The following is a 6581-nucleotide window of genomic DNA, read 5'->3' as shown; positions in this document are numbered from 1 at the left end:
GGGAACGCACGGCTGGAAGGTGGCATTGAACACACTGATCAACCTCTTCCCCGGTCGCATACTTTTCTGATAACCTACAAATGTAAGCAAATCACCTCTGGCTTACACAAAAATCGTGACAGGCTCGAGATCACCGGCAAATGCCAACTGAGCTGTACGCACTGCTACGCGGACTCCGGCCCGCGGCACTGAGGGCGCGATGGGAACACGGGATTGGTCACGGACCATCGACCAATTGGCGCAACTCGGCGCACACTCGGTTCAGTTCATCGGCGGCGAACCCACATTGCACTGGCCAGCAGCGCACCCACGCCGCACGCGCCGGCCTCGCCCGGCTGGGCGTCCCCACCATCGGCACCGACCGCCTGCGCGGCATCGGCTGCGGCGCAAACGCTTCCCCAACCCCTGACCAGCTGTGCGGCCGCTGCGGCCACGGCGCCGTGGCCATCTCCCCCACCGGCGAGGTCTGGCCGTGTGTCTTCGCCCGTTGGATCTCACTGGGCAACATATTGCACACGGATCTACCCGAAATACTGTCCGCAGTCGCCTCGCCCACGACCGTCGGCCCGTCGAGCTGGCCCCAAGGCGGCGGATCGTGCGCCCCCAACGACCCACTCGGCATTTAGGCGATCTTGACCCTCTCGGCGATCACCTCGGCACACTCGATCGCCTCGGCACGAGTCGTGTCGACCTCGACGTCGTAGTCCATCCCGCGATGCACCAACTCAGCCTGCACCGCGGCCATCCCGGAAACCCGATCGCCGCGCGCAAGCTCCCGCCCCGCGGCAACAGCGGCATTGCACCGCACCCCGACCCAGAGCACGTCGAGCCCGCCCAGTGCCTTCTCCCACCGCTGCAGAGACTCGATCCCGCCGAGGAACACGTCGTCCACGATCACCCGCGCCCCAGCACGCACCATCGCAGCCACCCCTTCCATCCACGCGTCCTCGAGCAACCGGAACTCCGCCCCGACGGTGATCTCCCCGCCGTCCGCGAAACCGATCCCCTCGGCCCCGAGCTGCAACCGCGGCGGCATCACGTCGATCAGCGTGTCGACCCCGATCGCCAGCCAGGCCTCAGGCAACACGGCCTGCAGACACCGGGCGATCCCCGACTTGCCGGAGCTGGACCCGCCGTTGAGAACGATCACCTGCACGCTCGTGGACACACGGCCCGACCGTACCCAGACCGCCACCCGCCCCTCGATCCATTTCCACCTCCGCAACCGCCACCGCCCCACCCACACTGCCCCTCGCCTCCACCCCTGGCGGCCGGCAAGCCACCGCCCCTTAGCAATGGGTCTTTTGACGACGTCGTCAAAAGACCCATTGCTAAGCCGCAGCTCACGACGCTCACGCCGACTGATATATCGGCTGGCGCCACACGCCGGATGCAAAGACGTTTGCGGACGAAGTCAAAAGACTCGTTGCAAAGAGGCGGAGGAGCAGCGGACGCACGAGCCGGTGGACAGCCGATATATCAGTCGAGCGAGCCGTCAGCGACGAGCAGCACCGGCCCGCCGCTCCTGCGCCAGCTCCCGCAGGTACCCGAGGAAGTCGACCTCCAACGTGTGCCGCTTCGACTTCACGTACCGGCTCCGCAACGACTCCCGGTAACCGGTGATCTCCGCCTTCATCTCGGCCACGGACGGCAGCACCGCCCGCCCTGACACGAGGTCGGCGATCCACTCGGCCTGAGCCTCAGCCAACGGCATGATCGCCCCGAGCGGCTGGATCAACCCGAGGAAGTACAGCCCGGGATGCCCCGGATCCACGACCCGCCGGTACAGCGACACCTCGTTGTCCGCGGACGACACGGCCGAGAACTCACCGGAGTCCAAGAACGGGAAGTCGACCTTGTACCCGGTGCAGTAGACGATGACGTCGAAGTCCTCCCGGCTGCCATCGGAGAACACGACTCCGGACCCGTCCAACCGGGCGATGTTCGGCTTCACCGTGATGTCCCCGTGCCCGAGCCGGGTCAGCAGGTCATCGGACACCGTCGGATGCGCGGCCAGGATCCCGTGCGAAGGCTCCGGCAGCCCGTAGGAAGAGAGCTTCCCCCGAGCCAGCCGCAACATCGCCCGAAGCGACAGCGCCTGCAGCCAAGCGGGCGCGAACCGGGCGAGCGACGAGGTCGTCAGGTGATCCGTCGGCATCCCGAACAGGTACTTCGGCATGATGTGCGCCCCACGCCGCATCGCCAGACAAGTCCGCGAAGCAACCCGCGACGACTCCACCGCGATGTCGCACGCCGAATTGCCGATGCCGAGAACCAGCACTTTCTTGTCCGCGAATCGTTCTGGCGTCTTGTAGAAGTGCGCGTGCAGCTCCTCACCGTCGAACGATCCGGGAAACGCCGGTTCGGGCATCCGCGGCGACCAGTGGTGCCCGTTAGCCACGATGACCGAACGGTACGACGACGTGACTAGGGAACCCGTATCGCGATCGCGGGTGGTGACCGAATAGCCGTCCGGAGCAACAGAAACCGAGACGACTTCGGTTCGGAATTGAATGCGGTCGCGGAACCCGTGGTGCTTCACGAAGTCGTCGAAGTACTCGGCGATCTGGAAGTGCGAGGGGTAGGCGGGCAGATGCGCGGGCATCGGGAAGGACTTGAACTCCATCATCTGCCGCGAGGTGTTGATGTGGAGCGACCGGTAGGCGGAGGACATGCCGTTGTCGTTGAGGTAGCGCCAGTTGCCGCCGACCTCGGATCCGGTCTCGTAGCAGTCGTACTCGATGCCGCGGGCGCTGAGCACCTGACATGCGGCGATGCCGGAAGAGCCTGCCCCGATGACACACACGCGGTCCATGACCCTGAAGTATTTTCACGTTCAAACCGGCTGTCAATCACCCGGTGCACGGGCCTAAACCGGGCGAAATTGTCAGACCGGAAGGCCATGATGCCCGCATGACAGACGCGATCGTGGCCGAAGGCCTGGTCAAACGCTACGGGTCGGTCGTCGCACTCAACGGCCTGGACCTCACAGTCCCAGAAGGCACCATCATGGGTCTGCTCGGACCCAACGGCGCGGGCAAGACGACGGCGGTGCGGGTGTTCACCACCCTGCTCGAAGCCGACGAGGGGTCGGCGCGCGTCGCCGGTCTCGACGTCCGCAAGCAGGCGGACGAGCTCCGCAGGAGCATCGGCCTCTCCGGCCAGTACGCCGCGGTCGACGACAACCTCACCGGGTTCGAGAACCTCGACATGGTCGGCCGCCTCTACCACCTCGGGCGCGCCAGAAGCCGCGAGCGAGCCCGCGAGCTGCTCGAACGGTTCGACCTCGAGAACGCCGCCGACCGCCCGGTGAAGGGCTATTCCGGCGGTATGCGCCGCCGCCTCGACCTCGCCGGCGCGCTCGTCGCGAAACCGAGCGTGCTGTTCCTCGATGAGCCGACGACCGGCCTCGACCCGCGGTCCCGCCTCGGCATGTGGGACGTGATCGAGGAGCTCGTCAAAGGCGGCACCACCCTCCTGCTCACCACCCAGTACCTCGAGGAAGCCGATCGGCTCGCCGACCAGATCGCCGTCATCGACCACGGCAAGGTGATCGCCGAAGGCACCGCCGACCAGCTGAAGGACCAGGTGGGCGGCGAACGCCTGGAACTCTCCGTCGCCACGTCAGCCGAGCTCACCACGGCGATGTCGGCGCTCACCGACCTCGCCGTCGGCCCGATGGAGTCCGACGAACGCCAGCACCACCTCACCGTGCCGGTCGCGGGCGGGTCCGCGGTGCTGATGGAGGCGATCCGGCGCATGAACGCCGAATCCGTGAAGGTCCTCGACATCGGCCTGCGCCGCCCGACGCTCGACGACGTGTTCCTGGCCCTGACCGGCCACCACGCCGAAGGGGAGGAAGACAAGTGAAGCTGCTGCAGGCGCTCGCCGACGGTTCGGTCGTCGCCAAGCGCAACCTCATCAAGATCAAGCGTGTACCGGACCTGCTGGTGTTCTCCACCGCGGCGCCGATCATGTTCGTGCTGCTGTTCGCCTACGTCTTCGGCGGGTCGATCGAGATCCCCGGCATGGACTACCGCGAGTTCCTGATGGCCGGCATCTTCGCGCAGACGGTGCTGTTCGGTGCCACCATCACCGGCAGCGGTCTCGCCGAGGACATCACCAAGGGCATCATCGACAGGTTCCGCTCGCTGCCCATGGCGCGCTCGGCGGTCCTGGTCGGCCGCACCACGTCCGACCTGGTCAACAACGCGCTGGTCATCGTCATCATGATGATCACCGGGCTGATCGTCGGCTGGCGGATCCACTCCTCACCGCTCGAGGCGCTGGCCGCCGTCGGGATCCTGCTGCTGTTCGCCTACGCGTTCTCATGGGCGATGGCGTGGATCGGGTTGCTGGTGCGCAGTCCCGAGGTGTTCAACAACGCGAGCTTCATCTTCCTGTTCCCCATCACCTACATCGCGAACACGTTCGTGCAGTCCGAGAGGCTGCCCTCGGTGCTGCGCCACATCGCCGAGTGGAACCCGGTGTCAGCCGTGACGCTGGCCGCCCGTGAACTCTTCGGCAACACCTCTCCCCTGCAGACGCCGCCGGACGTGTGGCCGCTGCAGCACCCGGTGCTCGCGTCGCTCGGCTGGGTGGTGATCTTCCTGCTGATCTTCGTTCCACTGGCCAACTACCAGTACAAACGCGCTGTGGCCCGCTGAACGGAATTGGGTGTGTTCCCCGCGACCCCAGTACCAATACGTTGTGCCACATGCGAAAGCTTCTCGTGGCAGTCATGTCGGTACTGGCGATCACGGTCTCCACGGGCACGGCGGCGGGAGCGCCGCTGCCGTGCCCGGAGATCTTCGCGACGAACAACACCGCGATCATCACGGATCCGGACGACCCGCGACTGCGGGACAGGCTGGTCGAGTTCGACCGCGAGGTCCGCGGCATCGTGCTCGCCAATGGCGGCGTCACCACCCGCTCCACACTGCTCGACGGGGTGTTCTGGTCGAGCAGCCTGCAGCAGACGACGTTCGAGCGCTCCCGCAAGTTCGACGTCACGCTCAACGAGGAAAGCCTGCGCCACACCGCCTCGACGATCAGCAAGCGGTTCAGGCAGGAGTCGGTGCTGACGTTCCGCTTCCTGCCGGCGAACTCGCCGAAGGTCGACGCCGTCCAGGTCGAGGTCGGCGGCATCACCGCGCGGCAGGTCCGCGAAGGGCTCCTCAAGGACGCGGTCGCGCGCGAGAAGCTCGGCGGCGGCAGCGTCACGCTGCAGAACAAGGCGATCCTGATCGCGGACGTCAACGACCTGCCGACGGTGCGCGCGTTCGTCACGAACATCGGCGGCGACATGAGCAAGGCCAAGGTGCGCAAAGGCACGTGGGAGTTCGTGAGCGCCGAAACTCCTTTGTGGATCAAGCAAAGCGCGGCCTAACCTCGTAGTCATGGCAGCAACCGTGGTCCGCGGCCAGAACGTGGACATCCGCATGTGGACTCGGCCCGACGAGGTCGAGGAGTTCGCCATGCGACAGCTTCAGAACATCTCCGCGCTGCCGTGGGCCGTCAAGCACATCGCCGTGATGCCGGACGTGCATTACGGAAAGGGTGCCACGGTGGGATCGGTGATCGCGTTGCGCGACGCCGTCTCCCCCGCGGCCGTCGGCGTGGACATCGGCTGCGGCATGGCCGCCGTGCGCACCTCGCTCACGGCCAGCGACCTGCCGGAGACACTGCGCGGGCTGCGGTCCCGCATGGAGGCCGTGGTCCCGGTCGGTTTCGCCCAGCACAAGGCGACGGCGTTCACCGAAAGGGACGCGTCCGACTGGGCGGGGTTCTGGAGGAAGTTCGACGATCTGACGCCTGCCGTGAAGGCGCGCGCCGACAAGGCGATGCACCAGATGGGCACGCTCGGCGGCGGCAACCACTTCCTCGAGGTCTGCCTCGACACCGACCAGCGCGTGTGGGTCATGCTGCACTCCGGGTCGCGCGGTATCGGCAACGAGCTGGCGCAGCACCACATCTCGGTGGCGCGCACGCTCGCGCACAACGCCGAGCTGCCGGACCCGGACCTCGCCGTGTTCCTCGCGGGCACGCCCGAGATGGCGGCGTACCGGCACGACCTCTACTGGGCGCAGGACTACGCGCGGCGTAACCGCGCGGTCATGCTGCGTTTGGTCTGCGACGTGCTGCGCGCCGAGTTCCCGCACATCCGGTTCGAGGAGCCGATCTCCTGCCACCACAACTACGTGGCGGAGGAGACCCACTTCGGTGAGGACGTGCTGGTGACCCGCAAGGGCGCGATCCGTGCCGGACGTGGCGAGCTGGGCATCATCCCGGGCTCGATGGGCACCGGCTCGTACATCGTGCGCGGGCTCGGGAACCCGGACTCGTTCGAGTCGGCGTCGCACGGCGCCGGCCGCAGGATGTCGCGCAACAAGGCCCGCAAGACGTTCACCGAGCAGGATCTCGCCGCCCAGACAAGTGGTGTCGAGTGCCGCAAGGACGCCGGTGTGGTGGACGAGATTCCGGCCGCCTACAAGGACATCGACACCGTGATGGCGAACCAGTCCGACCTGGTCGAGGTGGTCGCCAAGCTCAAGCAGGTGGTTTGTATCAAGGGTTGATGT

At 66.5% G+C, this 6581-nt stretch carries 7 protein-coding genes; 5 read left to right on the top strand and 2 right to left on the bottom strand.

Translation table 11 applies throughout. From position 1 onward, the window contains the following. The first annotated feature begins 140 nt into the window (after positions 1-140). The gene (locus ABFX45_RS46715; RefSeq protein WP_428834292.1) at positions 141-626 is read left to right on the top strand and encodes an SPASM domain-containing protein; all 486 of its coding nucleotides are present in this window, start codon (positions 141-143) and stop codon (positions 624-626) included. Here the strand turns inward: ABFX45_RS46715 and cpt are convergent. Both cpt and ABFX45_RS43260 read right to left on the bottom strand, forming a co-directional pair. Then, entirely contained in the window at positions 623-1168 is a 546-nt protein-coding gene (gene cpt / locus ABFX45_RS43265; protein ID WP_346136910.1) for a chloramphenicol phosphotransferase CPT, read from the bottom strand. The genes ABFX45_RS46715 and cpt overlap by 4 nt on opposite strands. 327 nt (positions 1169-1495) lie before the next feature. Next, positions 1496-2815, bottom strand: a complete 1320-nt coding sequence (locus tag ABFX45_RS43260; RefSeq protein WP_109640440.1) for an NAD(P)-binding domain-containing protein — start codon at positions 2813-2815, stop codon at positions 1496-1498. A gap of 98 nt (positions 2816-2913) precedes the next feature. Here ABFX45_RS43260 and ABFX45_RS43255 point away from each other — a divergent pair, with 98 nt between their 5' ends. From ABFX45_RS43255 to ABFX45_RS43240, 4 genes are read left to right on the top strand one after another with little or no spacing between them, the layout of a single operon-like run. Beyond that, a complete protein-coding gene (locus ABFX45_RS43255; RefSeq protein WP_346136907.1) occupies positions 2914-3870 on the top strand; it encodes an ATP-binding cassette domain-containing protein in 957 nt (318 codons plus the stop codon). Next, on the top strand, positions 3867-4667 hold the full coding sequence (locus ABFX45_RS43250; protein WP_109640442.1) for an ABC transporter permease: 801 nt from the start codon (positions 3867-3869) through the stop codon (positions 4665-4667). Before ABFX45_RS43255 ends, ABFX45_RS43250 begins: the two co-directional genes overlap by 4 nt. 50 nt (positions 4668-4717) lie before the next feature. Next, a complete protein-coding gene (locus tag ABFX45_RS43245) occupies positions 4718-5389 on the top strand; it encodes a hypothetical protein (RefSeq protein ID WP_346136905.1) in 672 nt (223 codons plus the stop codon). Positions 5390-5399: 10 nt separating this feature from the next. Beyond that, positions 5400-6578 carry an RtcB family protein gene (locus ABFX45_RS43240; protein WP_109640444.1) on the top strand — a complete coding sequence of 393 codons (1179 nt, stop codon included), beginning with the start codon at positions 5400-5402 and terminating at the stop codon, positions 6576-6578. Positions 6579-6581 lie beyond the last annotated feature (3 nt).

This window comes from Lentzea roselyniae (assembly GCF_039537795.1).
Classification (GTDB): Bacteria; Actinomycetota; Actinomycetes; order Mycobacteriales; family Pseudonocardiaceae; genus Lentzea; species Lentzea atacamensis.
Note: the sequence above shows the minus strand (reverse complement) of the source record. Positions and strands in the feature narration are given on the sequence as shown.